16 protein-coding genes and 4 pseudogenes are annotated in these 17,667 nt (G+C 68.8%); 13 read left to right on the top strand and 7 right to left on the bottom strand.

Annotation, left to right across the window (positions count from 1 at the left end; all coding sequences use genetic code 11):
* Positions 1 to 6: 6 nt before the first annotated feature.
* Positions 7 to 969, bottom strand: a complete 963-nt coding sequence (locus tag NC4_RS14105; RefSeq protein WP_067537460.1) for an aldo/keto reductase — start codon at positions 967 to 969, stop codon at positions 7 to 9.
* Positions 970 to 1,437: 468 nt separating this feature from the next.
* Between NC4_RS14105 and NC4_RS14100 the strand changes: the two genes are divergently transcribed.
* The 5 genes and pseudogenes from NC4_RS14100 (at position 1,438) to mshC (ending at position 5,698) form a co-directional block, all read left to right on the top strand.
* Complete coding sequence (locus NC4_RS14100) at positions 1,438 to 2,379, top strand: undecaprenyl-diphosphate phosphatase (protein ID WP_174566851.1); 942 nt, start codon at positions 1,438 to 1,440, stop codon at positions 2,377 to 2,379.
* 16 nt (positions 2,380 to 2,395) lie between these two features.
* Positions 2,396 to 2,914, top strand: a complete 519-nt coding sequence (locus tag NC4_RS14095; RefSeq protein WP_067537457.1) for a histidine phosphatase family protein — start codon at positions 2,396 to 2,398, stop codon at positions 2,912 to 2,914.
* Positions 2,915 to 2,938: 24 nt separating this feature from the next.
* Positions 2,939 to 3,523, top strand: a complete 585-nt coding sequence (locus tag NC4_RS14090) for a DUF3090 domain-containing protein (protein ID WP_067537454.1) — start codon at positions 2,939 to 2,941, stop codon at positions 3,521 to 3,523.
* A pseudogene (locus NC4_RS14085) lies at positions 3,520 to 4,292 on the top strand (SCO1664 family protein). Before NC4_RS14090 ends, NC4_RS14085 begins: the two are co-directional and overlap by 4 nt.
* A gap of 167 nt (positions 4,293 to 4,459) precedes the next feature.
* Entirely contained in the window at positions 4,460 to 5,698 is a 1,239-nt protein-coding gene (gene mshC, locus NC4_RS14080) for a cysteine--1-D-myo-inosityl 2-amino-2-deoxy-alpha-D-glucopyranoside ligase (RefSeq protein ID WP_067537451.1), read from the top strand.
* On the opposite strand, the gene NC4_RS38985 is transcribed toward mshC, so the two are convergent.
* Positions 5,655 to 6,008: a nitroreductase/quinone reductase family protein gene (locus NC4_RS38985; RefSeq protein WP_281186290.1), complete on the bottom strand. Its 354-nt coding sequence runs from the start codon at positions 6,006 to 6,008 to the stop codon at positions 5,655 to 5,657. The genes mshC and NC4_RS38985 overlap by 44 nt on opposite strands.
* Positions 6,009 to 6,028: 20 nt before the next feature.
* Between NC4_RS38985 and NC4_RS44610 the strand changes: the two are divergent.
* The 3 genes and pseudogenes from NC4_RS44610 to NC4_RS14070 form a co-directional block, all read left to right on the top strand.
* Positions 6,029 to 7,648, top strand: a pseudogene (locus NC4_RS44610) (TLP1 C-terminal extension domain-containing protein); the annotation flags it as partial.
* A gap of 294 nt (positions 7,649 to 7,942) precedes the next feature.
* Complete coding sequence (locus NC4_RS42605; RefSeq protein WP_439957505.1) at positions 7,943 to 8,749, top strand: crotonase/enoyl-CoA hydratase family protein; 807 nt, start codon at positions 7,943 to 7,945, stop codon at positions 8,747 to 8,749.
* Positions 8,750 to 9,111: 362 nt separating this feature from the next.
* Positions 9,112 to 9,996 carry an alpha/beta fold hydrolase gene (locus NC4_RS14070; RefSeq protein WP_067537446.1) on the top strand — a complete coding sequence of 295 codons (885 nt, stop codon included), beginning with the start codon at positions 9,112 to 9,114 and terminating at the stop codon, positions 9,994 to 9,996.
* A 352-nt stretch (positions 9,997 to 10,348) separates the two neighbouring features.
* Here the strand turns inward: NC4_RS14070 and NC4_RS14065 are convergent.
* Positions 10,349 to 10,663 (bottom strand): annotated as a pseudogene (locus NC4_RS14065) (Clp protease/crotonase-like domain-containing protein); the annotation flags it as partial.
* Positions 10,664 to 11,055: 392 nt separating this feature from the next.
* Positions 11,056 to 12,330 carry a cytochrome P450 gene (locus NC4_RS14060; RefSeq protein WP_067537443.1) on the bottom strand — a complete coding sequence of 425 codons (1,275 nt, stop codon included), beginning with the start codon at positions 12,328 to 12,330 and terminating at the stop codon, positions 11,056 to 11,058.
* Positions 12,331 to 12,446: 116 nt separating this feature from the next.
* Between NC4_RS14060 and NC4_RS14055 the strand changes: the two genes are divergently transcribed.
* Positions 12,447 to 12,989, top strand: a complete 543-nt coding sequence (locus NC4_RS14055) for a peptidylprolyl isomerase (RefSeq protein ID WP_218021095.1) — start codon at positions 12,447 to 12,449, stop codon at positions 12,987 to 12,989.
* A gap of 66 nt (positions 12,990 to 13,055) precedes the next feature.
* Here NC4_RS14055 and NC4_RS14050 read toward each other — a convergent pair whose 3' ends face one another.
* Both NC4_RS14050 and NC4_RS14045 read right to left on the bottom strand, forming a co-directional pair.
* On the bottom strand, positions 13,056 to 13,550 hold the full coding sequence (locus NC4_RS14050) for a phosphoribosyltransferase (protein WP_067537441.1): 495 nt from the start codon (positions 13,548 to 13,550) through the stop codon (positions 13,056 to 13,058).
* Positions 13,551 to 13,670: 120 nt separating this feature from the next.
* Positions 13,671 to 14,381 carry a metal-dependent hydrolase gene (locus NC4_RS14045; protein ID WP_067537438.1) on the bottom strand — a complete coding sequence of 237 codons (711 nt, stop codon included), beginning with the start codon at positions 14,379 to 14,381 and terminating at the stop codon, positions 13,671 to 13,673.
* Between the two features lie 241 nt (positions 14,382 to 14,622).
* Here NC4_RS14045 and NC4_RS14040 point away from each other — a divergent pair, with 241 nt between their 5' ends.
* Complete coding sequence (locus NC4_RS14040; protein ID WP_067537435.1) at positions 14,623 to 15,366, top strand: SCO6745 family protein; 744 nt, start codon at positions 14,623 to 14,625, stop codon at positions 15,364 to 15,366.
* A 3-nt stretch (positions 15,367 to 15,369) separates the two neighbouring features.
* Here the strand turns inward: NC4_RS14040 and NC4_RS14035 are convergent, their stop codons facing one another.
* Positions 15,370 to 15,864 (bottom strand): TetR/AcrR family transcriptional regulator, encoded by a 495-nt coding sequence (locus tag NC4_RS14035; RefSeq protein ID WP_084529057.1) that lies wholly within the window; start codon positions 15,862 to 15,864, stop codon positions 15,370 to 15,372.
* Between NC4_RS14035 and NC4_RS14030 the strand changes: the two genes are divergently transcribed.
* The 3 genes and pseudogenes from NC4_RS14030 (at position 15,863) to NC4_RS14020 (ending at position 17,505) form a co-directional block, all read left to right on the top strand.
* Positions 15,863 to 16,228: a RidA family protein gene (locus tag NC4_RS14030; RefSeq protein WP_067537423.1), complete on the top strand. Its 366-nt coding sequence runs from the start codon at positions 15,863 to 15,865 to the stop codon at positions 16,226 to 16,228. The two genes, NC4_RS14035 and NC4_RS14030, sit on opposite strands and share 2 nt — an antisense overlap.
* Before the next feature lie 28 nt (positions 16,229 to 16,256).
* Positions 16,257 to 17,136: pseudogene (gene mmuM, locus NC4_RS14025) on the top strand (homocysteine S-methyltransferase).
* 3 nt (positions 17,137 to 17,139) lie between these two features.
* A complete protein-coding gene (locus NC4_RS14020; RefSeq protein ID WP_067537420.1) occupies positions 17,140 to 17,505 on the top strand; it encodes a hypothetical protein in 366 nt (121 codons plus the stop codon).
* Positions 17,506 to 17,667: the final 162 nt, after the last annotated feature.

Below are 17,667 nucleotides of genomic sequence, written 5' to 3'. Positions count from 1 at the left end.
CCTGGCTCATTCGGTGCGCGCGCTCACGTCACCGAGTGCCGCGGCGATCGCGCGCGGCAGTTCCAGGGGTTCGGCGGCCAGAATCCCGGTGAGCTGACCGATATCGCGGGCGCCCACCAGCATGCTCGCCACCCCGGGCTGATCCCGGATCCAGGCCAGGGCCACGCCCAGCGGGCTGGTGCCCAGCCCGTCGGCGGCGGTGACGACCGCGTCGACCACGCGCACGGCGCGCTCGTCGAGACGCGCGGTGATCTCGGCGGCGGTGGCCTCGTCGGCCCCGCGCGAATCCGCGGGCACGCCGTCGCGGTATTTGCCGGTGAGAATGCCCCCCGCGAGGGGCGCGGTGGCGATGACGCCGATGCCGTGATGCTGTGCGGCGGGCATGAATTCGTGCTCGATGTCGCGCGCCAGCAGCGAGTAGGGGGTCTGCGCGGCGGTCAGTGGCGCGGCCCCGGCGAGGGTGGCCAACTGCCAGCCGTCGTAGCCGCGCGCTCCGGCGTAGCGGACCCGCCCGCTGCGCACCGCGTATTCGAGGGTCGCGGCGATCTCTTCGAGGGGGGTGTGCGGATCCCAGGCCGCGACGGTCCACACATCCAGGTAGTCGGTGCCTAGCACGTTCAGGGTGGTGTCGAGCTGGCGCATCATGGTGCGCCGGGAGGCGTCGATCTGCCAGCGCAGCGGTTGCGGCGCGGGCCCGGCCGCGGGATCGGTGAGTACGGGCGTCTGCCCGGCGCAGCCGCTCAAAACCAGTTCCTCGCGCCCGATTTCGCGCACCAGTTCGCCGAGGATGTGCTGGGCGGCGCCGTCACCGTAGGCGGGGGAGGTGTCGACCAGGGTGCCGCCCGCCTCCACGAACGCCTCGAGTTGCGCACCGGCGTCGTCGGCGTCGGTTTCCCTGCCCCACGTGTGGGTGGCCAGGCCGAGTCGCGAGACTCGCAGGCCGCTGCGTCCCACCGTGCGTTGTTCCATCACCGCGCTTGCACTTTCGTCACACGCGTCAGCCTAGGCCCACTCGTCGCATTACCCCGGGTATGCCTCGCGCGGACACTCGCGGGGCGCGAACAGGCCACCCGGCGAAGGGGCGATATCGCCGCATGGCCGTGGCCCGCCCGACGACGGCACCCTCGTCCGTGCCGTGCCGTGCCGTGCCGTGCCGTACGGCTCGGGCTGAGCGGGTCGGGCTGTGTTGGTCGGGCTGTGCGGCTGGGGATGTGCGGCTGGGCCTGTGCGGGTCGGGCCGACTGCCGTCACGAGGCTGGGCCGCCACGGTCACGACTGGGCCAACGGCGGTGCGCGATGGCCCGTTCGGCTGTTCGCCCGCGCGGGCAGCCCTGTAGGGTCGCTGCGGTGTCGGCGGTGTGCGATCCGGCGCGGTGGGCCGTGTGGAGCGAGGCGAATCCTCCAGCGGTGGAAGATGATTGACGATCTGGAGGGTGTGTGGGCGAGTCGATGACGTGGGTGCAGGCACTGGTGCTGGGTCTGGTGCAGGGCTTGACGGAGTTTCTGCCGATTTCGTCGTCGGCGCATTTGCGGATCGTCTCGGCGGTGTTCTTCGGCGACGATGCGGGCGCCTCGTTCACCGCGGTCACCCAGCTGGGCACCGAGGCCGCCGTGCTGGTGTATTTCGCCAAGGACATCTGGCGCATCGTGGTGGCCTGGTTCACCACCCTGTACTTGCGCGCCACCGCGGGCCGACGCCAGACGGTGCCGCTGCACGATCAGCCCACCCAGGTGCTGCCGGTCTACACCGAGGGCGCGGGCTACGGCCTCGATCCCGAGGCGCAGCGCGAACTGGACTACCGCATCGGCTGGTACGTGATCATCGCCACCATTCCGATCGGTGTGCTGGGCTTCCTGTTCAAGGACGAGATCCGCACCGGCGCCCGCAATCTGTGGCTCATCTCCACCATGCTCATCGTGTTCGGGCTGGTGATCGCCGCCGGTGAGTACTACGGCAGCAAGCGCCGCCCCATCGAGCAGCTGACCACCCGCGACGGGCTCATCATGGGCTTCGCGCAATGCCTGGCCCTCATCCCGGGCGTGTCGCGTTCCGGCGCGACGTCCACGGCCGGTCTGTTCTGCGGCCTGACTCGTGAAGCGGCCGTGCGATTCTCGTTCCTGCTGGCCATTCCCGCCGTGGTCGCCTCGGGCCTGTTCTCCCTGCCCGATGCCTTCGAACCCGCTGGTGCGGGCCTCAATGCGTCCGGATTGCAGCTGCTGGTGGCCACCATCGTCGCCTTCGCCGCGGGCTATGCGTCGGTGGCGTGGCTGCTGCGCTTCGTCACCGACCATTCGCTGAACTGGTTCGTCGGCTACCGCATCGCACTGGGCCTGATCGTCATGGGCCTGCTGGCGACCGGCGTCGTCTCGGCGACCTAACGTCTAGGCCGACACGGTGACGGTGATCCTGTTGCGGCACGGCGTGTCCACGTCGAACACTGCCCGCACCCTGGCCGGCCGCAGCGCGGGCGTCGAGCTGACCGAACGCGGCCGCGAACAAGCCCAGACGGTGGCCGACCGGCTGTCCTCGCTGCCCATCGAGCACATCGTGTGCTCACCGCTGCTGCGTTGCCAGCGCACCGTCGCCCCTCTCGACGACAAACACGGCGGCGATGTGCTGTGGGTGGCGTGCACGCACGGCGACGTGATCAAGTCGGTGCTGGCCGACGCCTTCGGCATCCACCTCGACGGCTTCCAGCGCATCGTGGTCGAGCCCGCCTCGCTGTCGGTGGTGCGCTACACCCCGACCGCACCGTATGTGTGGCGGGTCAACGACACCGGCGCGGATCTGTCGTCGCTGGCGGCGATTTCGCCACGGTCCGGCGGCGAGTCCAGAGCGGCGCCCGTTCCCGGCGGTGAAACGGGTATCACCGGAAGTACGGATAATAGGGTTGCGGAACGCCCCGATTCTTAAGTGAAACAGCTGTCAGGAGGTGCCATGGGCCGAGCAATCCATATCTTCCGCACCCCCAATCGTTTCATCGCCGGCACCGTCGGCGAGCCGGGCGACCGCGCTTTCTACCTGCAAGCCGTGCAGGAACCGCGCGTGGTCAGCGTGCTGCTGGAAAAGCAGCAGGTGAAGGTGCTGGCCGATCGGATGGGTCTGCTGCTGGACGAGGTGGCGCGCCGTTTCGGCACGCCCGTCCCACCGCAACCCGCCGACGTCGCCGACGTCGATCCCCTCGTCACCCCGATCGACGCCGAATTCCGGGTCGGCACCATGGGTTTGGGCTGGGATGCCGACGCGGGGGCGGTGGTGGTGGAGTTACTGGCCATCACCGAGACCGAGGTGGACGAATCGGTGGTGCTCGACGACACCGAGGAGGGCCCCGACGCGGTGCGGGTGTTCCTGACCCCGGTGCAGGCGCGCGAATTCGCGCTGCGCTCGGCGCGGGTGATCGCGGCCGGGCGTCCGCCGTGCCCGCTGTGCGGGGAACCGCTGTCCCCGGCCGGGCACATGTGCGTGCGCACCAACGGCTACAAGCGCGGCGATATCTTCCCCGCGCCCGAGGTCGAGGACTGACCGTGACCGACCCCCTGGCCACCGCCGAGCTGACGGTGCTCGGGCAGATCACCACCGCCTCCAACGCCACCCTGGTGTGCGAGGCCGAGGGTTGCGGGTGGTGTACAAACCGGTGCGCGGGGAACGGCCGCTGTGGGATTTCCCCGACGGCACCCTGGCCGGGCGCGAGGTGGGCTCGTATCTGGTGTCGGAGGCGCTGGGGTGGGGCGTGATCCCGCGGACCATCCTGCGCGACGGCCCGTACGGGCCGGGCATGGTGCAACGCTGGATCGACATCGCCGAGGATGACGACGTGCCCGAACTGGTGGATTTGTGCCCGCTCGGCGAGATTCCGCCCGGCTATCTGGAGGTGCTGCGCGCCCTGGACGGGTCCGGGCATCGGGTGTCGCTGATTCATGCAGACGATGCGGCCTTGCAGCGCATGGCGGTCCTGGATGTGCTGATCAACAATGCCGACCGCAAGGGCGGGCACGCGCTGCGCGGGACCGACGGGCGCGTGTACGGCGTCGATCAAGGCATCTGCCTGCACGCCGAACCGAAACTGCGCACCGTGCTGTGGGGGTGGGCGGGCGAACCCGTCGCCGACGAATTGCTCACCGACATCACGGTTTTGGTCAAGGCCATTCCCGGCGAGCTGGGCGACCGGCTGGCCGAGCTGATCACCGACGCCGAGATCGCGGCCCTGGAAGCGCGCGGGCGCGCCCTGCTCGACGACCCGGTCATGCCGCTGCCCGACTCCTCGCGACCGACTCCATGGCCCGCGTTCTGACCCCCTACCCGCCCGCGCGGAACGTTGCATGCATCATGATTTCAACCATTGACGGATCCGCGCGTGCCACTAAGGTGCAGGTCGAACCCGCCGTCACGGAGTGCTCCCGGCCACGTCGGCGCGGGGGTGCGCGGGGTCCACGCCGCACTGACCGTTAACCTCGATTCATGCAGTCCTGGTCCGATACCGCTGTCCCGACCGTCCCCGGATCCGGACCGGCGTTGCGGTTGTTCGACACCGCCGACAAGCAGGTCCGTCCGGTCACCCCCGGGCCCACCGCCACCATGTACGTCTGCGGCATCACCCCGTACGACGCCACCCACCTCGGCCACGCCGCCACCTACCTCACCTTCGACCTGGTGGGCCGCGTCCTGCGCGACGCCGGGCACGAGGTGAACTACGTGCAGAACGTCACCGACGTCGACGATCCGCTGTTCGAACGCGCTCGGCGCGACGGCATCGACTGGCGCGCGCTCGGCACCCGCGAGATCGACCTGTTCCGCGAGGACATGGAAGCGCTGCGCGTGATTCCGCCGCGCGACTACATCGGCGCCATCGAATCGGTGAACGAAGTCGTCGAACTGGTCGACAAACTGCTCGCCTCGGGCGCGGCCTACATCGTCGACGACCCGCAGTATCCCGACATCTACTTCCGTCACGACGCCACCGAACAGTTCGGCTACGAATCCGGCTACGACCGCGCCACCATGGAGCGGCTGTTCGCCGAACGCGGCGGCGACCCGGACCGCCCCGGCAAACGTGACCCCATCGACGCCCTGCTCTGGCGCGCCGAACGCCCCGGCGAACCGTCCTGGCCCGCCCCCTTCGGCGCGGGCCGCCCCGGCTGGCACATCGAATGCGCCGCCATCGCCTTGAACCGCATCGGCACCGAATTCGACGTCCAGGGCGGCGGCAGCGACCTCATCTACCCGCACCACGAATACTCCTCCGCGCACGCCGAAGCCCTCGTGAAGGGCCGCCGCTTCGCCCGCCACTACGTGCACGCCGGTCTCATCGGCCTGCACGGCGAGAAAATGTCGAAATCGCGCGGCAACCTGGTCTTCGTCTCGAAACTGCGCCGCTCCGGCACCGACCCGGCCGCCATCCGCCTGGGCCTGTTCGCAGGCCACTACCGCCAGGACCGCGAATGGTCCGACACCGTCCTCACCGAGGCCCTGACCCGCCTCGACCGCTGGCGCACCGCCGCCGCCCTCCCCTCCGGCCCCGCCGCAGAAGACACGGTCGCCCGCCTCCGCCAGCACCTGGCCGACGACCTCGACACCCCCAAAGCCCTCGCCGCCCTGGACAACTGGTCCCACCAGGCCCTCACCTACGGCGGCCCCGACACCACCGCCCCCACCCTCATCCGCGACGCCGCCGACGCCCTCCTCGGCATCCCCCTCTAACCTCATCCGCCGAGCAGGTACTGGCGCAGTCCATTCCGGACAATTTCCCCGCACCAGTACCTGCTCGGCGGACGAGCGCGAGAGGTTCGCCGTCCATGCCGAAGACACGCGGAGTAGTGCGGGCGTAGGCGTTGAACCGGTGCAGCTCTTCCTCGGTCGCGTCGACCACCGTCGCGACGCCGTTGTACCAGCGCAGTCCCCGGCGCAGCCGCACCCGCGGCTCGGCTTCGATATTGCGCACCCAGTCAGCCCGCCGCCCGTGCACCGACAGCAGCGTCATCGTCGTGCCCTCGACGGGCCCGGTGGCCAGCGGCCGTCGCCTTCCCGCCCATGCACCTCACCGTACCGAGTCCGATCGGCGTGGACGAGGCTGTTGCCCGAACACGGGGGGTGCACACGCTGTTCCGCTGGTTCACACCCCTCGTCGACGCGGGAAACCGGTGTGTACCAGGCGGAAAGGGTGTGCACCGTGCTGTGGGAGGCGGCAGCAACGGCGCGGTCCGCGGGCCGGACGCCTGCGGGGTCGCTGGGCGGGGTCGCTCGCGGGCCGATTCGACCCCGGTTCGCTGGGTGTTCGGGTTGTGGCCCGCGGATGTCGGTCTCTGCGGGTGGGCGGCGGGGTTGGTTGGGGCGGTGCGGGCCTTGCGGGCCGCGGCCGCCGATACGGGCGCCGGTGACGGGCTGCTGAGCGGCGCCGATGCCGTGTTCGCGGTGGCGCCCACCTCCTGGAAGTACCGGGATCTCGGTGCGCTCGTGGCCGAGACGCTCGGCGCGGGCGCGGTGGACACGGTGCAGAGCAGCCCCTTCGGCGGCGACGGCGGTCAACTGGTGGTCAACGAGGCCGCGGCCGCCATCGCCGCGGGCGACTACGACATGGTGCTGATCACCGGGGCCGAAGCGGGCGCCACCCAGGCCATCGCCCAACGCGCCGGTCTCGACGTGGAGTGGCCCGTACAGGATGCGCGGGTCCGCCCGACCCGCACCGTCGGCATCGACAAACCGGCCAACAATCCCGCCGAGGCCGCCGCCGGACTACAGGCGCCGATCAATATGTACGCGCTGCTGGAATCGGCTAATCGTTGTCGCCTGCACCGTGATTCGGCCGAGCACGACCGCGCGGTCGCCGAGCTGTGGTCGCGCCTGTCGGCGGTGGCCGCCTCGAATCCGCGGGCCTGGCAGCCGCAGGAGTTCAGCGCCGAGCAGATCGCCGCCGTCACCGACGCCAATCGCATGATCTCCGCGCCCTACACCAAACTCGAATGCGCCAACCTGCAAGTCGATATGGCCAGCGGCCTGATCCTGTGCAGCGCCGCCGCCGCGGAAGCCGCCGGTATCGCCCAGGACAAATGGGTGTTCATTCACGCGGGCGCCTCCGGCGCCGACGACTGGTTCGTCTCCGAACGCGCCGAGTTAGCCGCCTCCCCGGCCATCCGCGCCCTTGGCGCCGCCGTCCTCGATCACGCCGGTCTCGGTATCGACGACATCACCCATGTCGACCTCTACGCCTGCTTCCCGGTCGCCGTCCAGATCGCGGCCCGCGAACTGGGCCTGCCCGCCGACGACCCCAAACGCCCGCTGTCGGTCACCGGCGGCCTCACCTTCGCCGGTGGCCCCGGCAACAACTACGGCGGCCACGCCATCGCCACTCTCGTCGACACCTTGCGCGCCGACCCGCGATCCTTCGGCCTGGCCACCTCCCTGGGCTGGTACCCCACCAAACACGCCCTCGCGCTCTATTCCGCTACACCCCCCACCACCCCCTACCGCCACCTGACCCCCGTCATCGACCATCCACCCGCCCGGCGCGCCCACACCACCTACGACGGCCCCGCCGTCGTCGAGGCCTACACCCTGCCCTACGGCCGCGACGGTCACCCCGAATCCGCCATCCTGAGCCTGCTCACCCCGAAGGGCGACCGAGTTCTGCTGCGCACCACCAACTCCGACCTCCTCACCACCCTCGCCCCACCCGCTCTGACAGCGCCGATCGCCGACAACGCGACAGCGCCGTCGACCTCACCGACACCACCGCCCTGGTCACCGGAGCGCCCCGAGACCCGAGCCGACGAACATGCCGACGTGACCGCGGCCCGTCTGGACACGAGCGCGCCGCCCGCCGCCGCTGATCGCGATATCGCTGTGGCCGATTCGGAAGTCCCCCAAGCGGGCAGCGGCGCCGACGCGATCGTGCTGCCTGCGGGCAGCGACCTGCTGGGATTGCCGGTGACGGTGTCCGGTGGCGAGATTCGAGTGGTGGGCACCGAACGGGTGGAATTGCCTGCGCCGCCACCGGCGCCCGTGCTCGTGGAGCGGCGCGGCCACATCATGATCATCACGATCAATCGGCCGCATGCGCGCAATGCCGTGGACCTGGCGACGGCGCGGGGCCTGGAGCGGGCGACCGACTCCTATGAGGCGGATCCGAACGCGCGCATCGCGGTTCTCACCGGGGCGGGCGGATATTTCAGTGCCGGAATGGATCTCAAGGCGGCCGCGCGCGGCGAGGTGCCGATCACCGAGAAGCGCGGCATTCTCGGTATCGTCACCCAACCACCCCGCAAACCACTGATCACCGCCGTGGAGGGTCCGGCGCTGGCCGGTGGGTGCGAGCTGGCGCTGGCCGCGGATCTCATTGTGGCCGCGGAGGATTCGACCTTCGGTATCCCCGGGGTCAAACGCGGCCTGGTCGCCGTCGGCGGCGGCGTGCTGCGCTTGTCGCAGCGACTGCCCCGCGCCATCGCCCTGGAACTGGCCCTGACCGGTGACCCGATCACCGCCGCCCGCGCCGCCGCCCTCGGCCTGATCAACCAGGTGGCCGCCCCGGGCCAAGAGCTCACCGTCGCCCTCGAACTGGCCGAACGCGTCGCCGTGAACGCCCCGTTGAGCATCGACGCGAGCAAGCAGATCATCGACCAATGCCCGGATTGGTCCACCGCCGAGGCCTTCACCCGCCAAGGTCAGGTCGCCGCCGCGGCCCTGTCCTCGGAGGATGTGGGGGAGAGCATGCGCGCGTTCGTCGAGAAGCGGGCCCCGGTCTGGCGCGGCCGCTGACGACCGTCGGTCGGATCTCCAGGGCCTACTCGATGGCACTGGCCCGGGTGCCTATGCAGGTCACGCGTTTCCTCGACCGACTGCGGAAGTCGTGCCTGCTCGCTGTGGCGAGGCGGTGTCGGCGCTGAATCCGCTGGCATCTCGGTCACCGGCGAGCGCCGACATCGTCGAACTCGGTACGCCTGCCGGGAGCCGCTGTACCTGGTGCATCGCATCGACCAAGATTGTGAAACGACGTTGACCGGGAACTGGTGGCGGGCCCTACTCGACGAATGTCGCCACCAGTTCCCGGTGATCGACTGTCCAACAGGAGCTGTCGTGCGCGACGATGCCGGGTGGACCCGTAGACGAAGAGAGACCTGATGAGCTCCGAGAAATTCACCGTGTCCACTCGGACGCTGCGCCGGGACGGGCTGGTGCTGACCGCGCGGCATGCCGGTCCGGTCGATGCGCCGCTCGTCGTGCTGCTGCACGGATTCCCCGACACACCCCACAGCTGGGACGGTTTGATCCCGCTGCTCCTCGATGCCGGATATCAGGTGCGCGCACCCTGGTTGCGCGGCTACACCAGTGATTCCGCCCAGCCCGGCGCCCGCTACGACCTCCTAGCAGTCAGCGCCGATATCGACGCCTGGCATCGCGAGCTGGGTTCACCACCGGCACATCTGGTCGGCCACGACTGGGGTGCTTTCGCCGCCCAAGTCCTGGCCAAACAGCATCCGCAGCAGTGGCTTTCACTGACCCTGCCGGCAATTTCGCCTTTCGGTGACGGCTTCGCTCCCCAAGCCCTGCGCTATCTACCCCGCCAAACCCTGCTGTCGTTCTACATCCCGATCGTGCAATCCGGGGCCGCACCCCGTCTGCTCGCCCGCAACCAGGCCGCATTCGTCCGCACCCTGTGGCGGCGCTGGTCACCCGGCTGGTTCTTCACCGACACCGAATTCGCCCCCACCGCAGCGGTCTTCACCGACCCCGCACGAGCATGGGCGGCAACCCGCTATTACCGTTCCCTGTTCACGCCGCACCGCCCGGCAACCCGCGACTTCTTCCGCGTGCTGATGGCCCCGCCATCCGAACTGCCCACCCTCACCCTGGCCGGAGCCCGAGACGGCGCCCTGTCCGCCCGCGCCGGAGCCACTCACGCCGAACTACCCGACTGCGGTCATTTCCTGCACGCCGAACGCCCCACCGCCGTGGCCGAGCACCTGCTGCCTCACCTGCGCAGCCACGGGCCCGCCACGTCATAGGGCCGAACGAGCCGTCCGGGGCTTGCACGAGCAGAAGCGCCACGCCGCCAACCACTTCCGGATGTGTGGCGTGGGTCGAAGAGCTCACCGCGATCGGTCACTGGAAGCTGTTGTGCCGCATGCGTGGGCAACAACCGGTCGTTGTGGCAAAGGGTGAGTGCCTGCTTGGGCCGCCTCGCGCGATCATGACGCGGCCGGGTTGTACCCGGCCGCGGGAATCCATGTGCGCGGTCAGCCCGGACGACGGGCTCACCGGGGCAGCACCTGCCAGCGGGGGTGTTGATCACGAGGAGGCGACGATGCATGCACTGTGCGCGGGTCGGAAGCGAGCCGTGACCGGACGTGCTTGCGGTCAGGCCAGGGTGAGGGCGTCTATTGCGTCGGCGAACATGACCGTCTTGATTGCGGCGAGGGTGCCCTGGTCTTTTTCGCCGAGGGGGAGCAGGCGGGCCACAGCGGTGTCGACGAGGGTGTCGAGGTCGGCGGTGGCGTCGACGAGGTCGTGGGTGAGGGCCTCGGGGGCGGCGAAACGGTGGCCGGTGGTCATGGCGGCGATGGCGGACTTGGGCGTGAGCTTGGCTTGGATGAGGGCGGCCATGCCCTTGGTGAAGGGGATACGGATATCGGCTTCGGGGAAGCAGAAATAGCCGCGGTCGGCGCGCATGACTGGGCATATGCGTATCGAAGCATGTTATCTCGAATAGTCGTGGCCACCGCAAACACGTACATCCCGACCACAACAAGCCTCGGGGAGGGGAGTGGTTATCGGCCGCACGCGGGCTGAATCGTGCGGAAAGGCGCTCGTACAGGCTGGATTTGGCGCTTCCTGACGGCGGTCAGGTGGGAGCTCTTCGCCTTCCCGCCGCCGCGGCCGTCCCGTCCGGAGGCCGCGGGCTGCCACTGGAACTGTACGGAAGCCCGAGGTTGGCGGGCGTTTCGCGGGTTCGATATCGGAATTAGAAAATGACCCTATGAGCATCTACGCATGTCTGCTGCATTCAACACAAAGAACGACTCACCTTAATTCGGCACACCACGTACCGACCAAATCACCTTCTTCTACATAGAGACAAGAGGGTTTGCGTCGAACTCGATTGGGAGAGTTGCGGGTCCGCGCAGGTTGACATGGGGTCGGTACCGGGGCGGGTCGGTGAGTAGCCGCGGTGCTCGGATGCGGTGGGCGAAGCGGGTGATCGCGATGCGGGCTTCGAGACGCGCCAAGGGCGCACCGAGGCAGAAGTGGGCGCCGAGTCCGAAGGACAGGTGGCGGTTGTCGCGGGTGAGGTCGAAGCGGGTGGGGTCGGGGAAGACGTCGGGATCGCGGTTGGCGGCGGCGATGACGGCGATGACGACTTCGCCTGCGGCGACGGCGGTCTCGCCGAAGCGCATGGGTGCGGCGGCGATGCGGGGCAGCAGTTGGACGGGCGGGTCGTGGCGCAGGGATTCCTCGACGACGGCGGGCGCGATATCGGGATCCGCGGCCAGTGCGGTGTGCAGATCGGGGTGGCGGAGCAGGGCGAGCAGGGTGTTGGCGATGAGATTGACGGTGGTTTCGTGCCCGGCGATGAGCAGTAGTCCGCAGGTGGCGATGAGTTCGTTGTGGGTGAGTTTGTCGCCCGCGTCCTCGGCGGCGATGAGCTGGGTGAGCAGATCCGGTCCGGGGTTGGCGCGGCGTTCGACGGTGAGGCGGTCGAAGTAGCCGTCGAGTTCCTCGCGGGCGGTGACCATTTCGGCGAGGTCGGGGCCGAGGCTCTCGGCGGTGGGTGCGACGGGGTCGAGCAGGCGGGCCAGGGCGCCGGAGAGGCGGCGTAGCCGGGGCTGGTCGTCGAGGGGTACGCCGAGCAGTTCGCAGATGACGGTGATGGGCAGCGGGTAGCCGAGGTCTTCGACGGCGTCGAAGCCGCCGGTGGCGGTGGCGCGGTCGAGGACCTGGTCGACGAATCGGGTGATGCGGGGGGCGAGTCCGGCGACGACGCGCGGGGTGAAGGCTTTCTGGACGAGGCGGCGCAGGCGGGTGTGGTCGGGTGGGTCGAGGAAGAGGAAGGACGGATTCTGGCGGGGCGCAAGCATCCTGGCGCTGCCCGGTGGCAGGGGCGTGCCGGGTGGGATGAGGCCGAGGCGCAGCCGGGGCATGGAGTTCTGGACGCTGGCCTGTGCGTCGCGCAGCAGGGCGGTGCAGTCGGCGTGGCCGGTGAGCAGGACGATGGGTGTGCCGGGCAGGCGGATGGGTCCTTCGGCGCGGAGTTTCTCGTAGAGGGGGTAGGGGTCGGCGCGGACGGCCGGGTCGAACAGTTGGGTGTAGGCGTGGGCGCCGGTGGGTTCGGAGACGGTCATGACGGGCTCCTGCCGCTGGTCACCGCGTGCAGAGTGCCGGTGACTGTGGTGTTCAGGATACGAAGCGCAGTGTTGTTGGGCCACAGGGGATTGCGTGTGCCGCGGGTCCGCATTCGATGCCGGGCGGTCGCTGGGTTTTCGCCTCCCATACGATGGGCTGCATGACCAAAGTGCTCCTGAAGACCTCCGCCGGGGATATCACCCTGGAACTCGATGAGGCCAAGGCGCCGAAGACCGTCGCGAATTTCGTCGACTACGTCAAGGCCGGCCACTATGCGAACACTGTGTTTCACCGGGTTATCCCGAATTTCATGATTCAGGGTGGCGGTTTCACCCCTGAGTTCCAGCAGAAGCCCGCTCCGCAGACCGTGGAGAACGAGGCGTCCAATGGGCTCAAGAACGACAAGTACACCGTTGCGATGGCGCGGACGTCGGCTCCGCATTCGGCGAGCGCGCAGTTCTTCATCAACACCAGCAATAACGGTTTCCTGAACTACCCGGGCCAGGATGGTTTCGGTTACGCGGTGTTCGGCAAGGTTGTCGACGGCGCGGCGGTGGTGGGTGCCATCGAGGGTGTGGCGACCGGTAACAAGAGCGGCCACGGGGATGTCCCGGTCGATCTGTCGGGTGTGACCATTCTGTCGGCCGAGTTGGTCTGACGCTTTCCGTTCGGAACGCAGAACGCGCCGGGTTCGAATCGAACCCGGCGCGTTGCCGTTTGCGGGTCAGGCGTCGAGGACGCGGACTTCGCGTTTGACGACGGGCGGCTGTACCGACCAGGGGAAGTTGATCCAGCGGTCGGTGGGTTTCCACACGTATTCGCAGTCGACCTCGGAGTGCGGTTTCTGGTAGATGACCGCGCAGCGCACTTCGGCGACGTGGTGAGAGCAGAAGTCGCGCACCAGTTTCAGGGTTTTGCCGGTGTCGGCGACGTCGTCGGCGACCAGGACGGTGGCGCCGGTGAGGTCGACGGCGCTGGGTACCGGCGGCAGCATGACGGGCATGTCGAGGCGCTGGTCGACGCCGGTGTAGAACTCGACGTTCATGACGTGCAGGTTCTTGACGTCGAGGGCGTAGCCGAGGGCTCCGGCGACGAAGAGTCCGCCGCGGGCGATGGACAGGATGAGGTCGGGCTCGAATCCGTCGTCGGCGATCTGCTGCGCGAGTTCGCGGCTGGCGTCGCCGAATAGTTCCCAGGTGAGTTCTTCCCGATCGCTCATTGCACTCCGTTCGTACCCGATATCGCTGACCAAGAGATCATACGTAAGGAGGTTGGGGGGCTTGGCGCCGTTTCCCCTCCCAAGGGGGGTTCGAGGGCTCAGCCCCGCCCATTCCTCCACTCACGGTTGGTGAGTGATCGTGTACCAGAGCAGGGCGATGGTGCCGAGGGCGAACAGCGGCACCAGGATGAGGGTTTCCATCTTGTTGCCGGTGCGGTCGATGATGGGGATCTGGGTTTTGATGTCGAGCGGCCACAGTAGGCGGCACCCGCGCACGGTGAGGCAGTCGCCGATGAGGTGGGCGAGCGCGCCGAGGCCGACGGAGAAGGGCAGCCAGGCGGGTTTATCGCTGATCCAGTGGTCGATGACGAAGGTGCCGCAGGTGGCGAGAATGACGACGGTGCCCCAGGATTTGATGCCGTCGCCGCTGGGTGCGAGGCCGAGGGCCTTGACGGCCAGGGCGAGGAGGAAGAATACGAGGGCGAGGGTGAAGGGCCGTCCGATCCAGTGTTCGCCCGCCCAGGTGCCGTAGGCGACGGCGCCGACGAACAGCAGGGAGTGGGTGCCGTGGCGGTGGCCGCCGGAGATCCAGGAGATGAATCGGCAGGCGTAGTGCGAAATCGGTCCGAGCACATGCGAAATGGTGCCGTTGGGGTGGTCGGCGTCGGGGAGCAGCGCGGCGCCCGCGGTGAGGAAGGTTCCCATGACCAGGTCGACCGGTCGGATCGATCCGGGTAACATTGCGGGGTAGGTCAATACGGTGAGCGGTAGCGCAGCGGCCGCCGCTGACCAGGCGAGCGCGCCGCTGGTCGCATGTGAATGTCCTAGCACCGCAAGAAGGTTAGCCGACTTGACCGGGCACCTGTCCAGGGTCGGGGGTGGGGCGAGGGGCCTTGGGTACCAGGGGATTAGGGGAGTTCTGTAGCGCCACAGTAGATCCAGTGACTTTCCAGGGGTGGCAGGGTGATCGGCTCGGTGTGAGGGATCGGACAGGGCGGGCCGTGGACGGTGGGTTCGCGGCGGTGAAATAGTCTCGGGTGGAATACGCTTTTCCGCTCAGAGAGGAACGGACATGTCGGTAGCGTCCGCGGTGAAGGATCAGATCCAGCAGGTCGGTGGGGGATACATGTTCTCCCGGGAGGCGAAGGCCTTCGCCGCGACCACCGGAGTCCAGGGATTCCTGGGTGGCTACACCCGCGGACGCGGGGGAGTGCTGGGCGATGTGGACGCCGATGTGGTGACCGCGGTGTTCGGGTTCTTCCCGGCGCATTCGGTGCGGGCCGCGTGGGAGGCCACCGCCGCGATGCCCGCGGCCAAGGGCGCGGACGGTTACCTACAGGCGTGCCAGGATTTCGGGCGGCGCAGGCTGGCGGAGTTCGATCAGGCCGAGCGGCTGGCGGAGTTGCTGGCCGCGGTCGCCGATGCGGCGGATCCGGCCGGGGTGCCGTTGTTCGCGGGCTGGCGGGCCATGCCGCGCGCCGATGACGCACCGGCGCGGGTGTCGCAGTTGATCCAGGTGCTGCGCGAGCTGCGGGGCGGGCTGCATCTGATGGCGGTGCGCGCGTCGGGTCTGACGCCATTGCAGGCGGTGCTGATCGCGGGGTCGCCGATCACCAGTGGTGAGGAGCAGGCGCGCCGGTATGGCTGGGCGGAGCCGTTCGAGGAGATCACCGCGGAGTTGAAGGGCCGTTGGATGCAGGCCGAGACGATGACCGACGAGCTGATCGCGCCCGCGTTCGCGGTGCTCGACGATGCGGCGGCGGAGTTCACCTCGCTGCTGACCGCTTGTCACGCGATGGTTTTCGCGCCTCGCTGAGGGTTATTCGAGCGCGGCCTGCCAGCCATCCCGCACGGAGGTGTGGCAGCGCCGCGGTTCGTCTCCGGCGGCGACATAGAGGGCGGTGAGCATCGGCACCGCCTGGGCGAGGGTTTCGCGGGGGAGTGGTCCGGTGGCGACCAGGGCGGTGAGCCCGTGTCCGATGATCCAGCTCTGTGTCGCGAGCTGTACGGGGTCGGTGTCGGCGCGGAATCGCTTGTCGGCCTTGGCGCGTTCGATGGCGATGACGAGGGTGTGCAGGGTCTCGTCCGCGGCGGTCGCGTCTTCGAGGTCGGCTGTCGCGTCGAACATGACCCGGTACAGGTCCGGATTGGCCAGTGCGTTGACCACATACGCCGCGCCCAACGCCGTCAGGTCGCGGACCGCGTCCCGGCTCTGCTCGACGGTGCGTAACCGGGCCGCGAGCCGGGTGGACCCTTCTTGCCGGACGGCCTGCCAGAGTCCGTCGATGCTGCCGAAGTAGGTGTAGACGGCCATGGTCGACACTCCGGTTCCGGCGACGAGGGTGCGCAGTCTGGTGTTCCTCGCCGGGCAGGTGGCTCGCGACGCCGACGGCCGCAAGGTCGGCGAGGGCGATTTCGCCGCCCAGGTCGAACAGGCCTACTTGAATATCGCCACCGCCCTGGCCGAAATCGGCGGCAGCTTCGACGATGTCGCCAAACTGACCATCTATGTCGTTGACTGGTCCGAGGAGAAAATGCCCCTGCTCGGCGAGGGTGTCGCCCGCGCCGCCGCGAAACTGGGCATCGACCCGGTCAAACCCATCACCCTGCTGGGCGTGGCCGCCCTCGGCGAACCCGACCTACTGGTGGAAGTCGAAGCCACCGCCGTCCTCGACTGAGGCCGTGTTCACCCCCGGCCCCGGCCCGCTGATCACCGATGGGGGATTGGCCACCGAACTCGAAGCCCGCGGACACGACCTGTCCGACGCGCTGTGGTCGGCGCGCCTGCTCCTGGACGCACCCGAGGAGATCCGCGCCGTCCACACCGCCTATTTCCGGGCCGGAGCCGATATCGCCACCACCGCCAGCTACCAGGCCTCCTTCGACGGGTTCGCGGCCAGGGGAGTGGACCGCACGCAGACCGCGCAATTACTCAGGCGCAGTGTCGAAGTGGCGCGCGCGGCCCGCGACGACCGCACCGACGAGCGACCCCGGTGGATCGCCGCCTCCATCGGGCCCTACGGCGCGGCCCTGACCGACGGCTCCGAATACCGCGGCCGCTACGGCCTGTCGGTCGCCCGACTGGCCGCCTGGCACCGGCCACGGCTGGAGATCCTCGCCGAAGCCGGACCCGATGTCCTTGCCCTGGAGACGATCCCGGATCTCGACGAAGCCGAGGCGCTACTGCATCTGATCGAGGGGAGTGGCATCCCGGCCTGGCTGAGCTACACACCGCACCCGCGCCGGGCAACCCCTGGCAGACGCCTTCGCCCTCGCCGCGGCAGTCCCGGAGATCGTCGCGGTCGGTGTGAACTGTTGCGCCCCCGCCGATGTCGAGACAGCGATCACCCTGGCCCGCGAGGCCACCGGCAAACCGGTCATCGTCTACCCGAACAGCGGCGAAGGCTGGGACTCGCGCCGCCGCACGTGGACCGGCCCGTCCCGGTTCTCACCGGACCACGCCGTGGCCTGGTTCGAGCACAGCGCCACCATCCTCGGCGGCTGCTGCCACGTCGGCCCGCCCGATATCGCCGCCCTGAGCCGTGCACTAGCATCCAAGACCGAACCAACCGGGGAAGGGCGATAACCCATGGCAGTCAACACGATCAACCGCATCGCGCGGCACGCGACGCTCGCCGATATCGCCGCCATGGTCCGCGACGACATCACCTTCGCCCGTATGTTCGCGACACCCGGCCAGGCGGGGGAGCTGTCCGAGCGCAACCCGATTCGCGACGCACCCGAGCAGATCACCTACACGGTCGAAGCCCCCTACGACGCATCGATCGTCATCACGATCCACGACATTCCCGAATCCTGGGCCGTGAGCCCGCAGTTGCAGGCGCTCGCCGAGGAGCTGGCCGACCTGATGAACGGTTACAACCACGACGGCGACCGGATCGGCAAACGCTTCTTCGGCAAGGTGCGCGCAGGGGATGTGACGCTGGTCTGGTAACCCCGAGGGGACCGGCTACGGTGCAGCCCCGGAACTCCAACTTAACGTAATGTAGATTATCGGTAGTCTTACGGCGTGCGCTGGAGCGGGCAATTATGTTCTGTGTCAGGTGATTTCGGCTGTGGGCCGCGCTCTGGGCTGAGCGCCCGTCCTCGGGTCGGT

The sequence above is a fragment of the Nocardia crassostreae genome (assembly GCF_001613405.1).
Classification (GTDB): Bacteria; Actinomycetota; Actinomycetes; order Mycobacteriales; family Mycobacteriaceae; genus Nocardia; species Nocardia crassostreae.
Note: the sequence above shows the minus strand (reverse complement) of the source record. Positions and strands in the feature narration are given on the sequence as shown.